The 836-nt window shown below is 58.7% G+C and carries 1 protein-coding gene; it reads left to right on the top strand.

Features of this window, described 5'->3' with window-relative positions:
- The first annotated feature begins 185 nt into the window (after nt 1–185).
- The gene (locus JHD73_RS27890; RefSeq protein WP_199033358.1) at nt 186–824 is read left to right on the top strand and encodes an IS1595 family transposase; all 639 of its coding nucleotides are present in this window, start codon (nt 186–188) and stop codon (nt 822–824) included.
- Nucleotides 825–836 lie beyond the last annotated feature (12 nt).

The following is an 836-nucleotide window of genomic DNA, read 5'->3' as shown; positions in this document are numbered from 1 at the left end:
GGTAATTCCTACCCAAACCGGACCAGAGTTACCCTGGTCCGACCATGAAGCGATGCCCGGATTGTTCCGCAAGCAGGCCCTACAAACTCTCCGATGGGCGGCTCAAATGCCGCGCATGCGGCAAGCGGTTTAGCTGGACTTCGGTGTGGGACTCGGTGCGACTGAGCAGCCGTGAGAAGACGCGTTTGCTGGAGTTGTTCGTGCTGGGTGTGCCAGTGTATCGGCAGCGTTTTGACACGTCGGTCAGCGCCAAATCTCGCGAGCGCTTCTATCGGCTGATCCGCGCCTGCATGGCACAGCAAGAGCAGTTGCGCGAGCCGTTCACGGGCGCCCTGGAATGCGACGAAACCACGTTTGGCGGGGCTCGGCACGGCAAACGGGGTTGGGGAGCGGCGGGCAAGGTGGTGGTCTTCGGCATCGTCAAACGCAACGGTCAAGTGAAGGCCGCACCGATTGCTCAGCATGACCAGGCGGCCATCATGGACCAGATCCAAGCGCATACTCGTGAGGGCTCGCTGTACTACACCGATGCGTGGCAGGCCTATGCCACCTTGCGGCTACGAGGTGACCACGTGGTGGTGCGCAAGGAGAAAGGCAAACCGGTAGGCCGGGACCACATCAACGGTATCGAGGGCTTCTGGAGTTACGCCAAAAACTGGCTCTATCCGTACCGTGGTGTGCCCAGCAAATTCTTCCATCTTTACTTGGCTGAAACCTGCTACCGATTCAACCACCGTGACGAGGACTTGAAACCCTTACTGCGCAAGCTTCTGCAGGCAACCCCTACCCTCGAAATTCAACCCATTTTGGTCCGGTTTGGGTAGGAATTACCCAAA

The sequence above is a fragment of the Ralstonia sp. ASV6 genome, assembly GCF_016429285.1.
GTDB lineage: Bacteria > Pseudomonadota > Gammaproteobacteria > Burkholderiales > Burkholderiaceae > Ralstonia > Ralstonia flaminis.
Note: the sequence above shows the minus strand (reverse complement) of the source record. Positions and strands in the feature narration are given on the sequence as shown.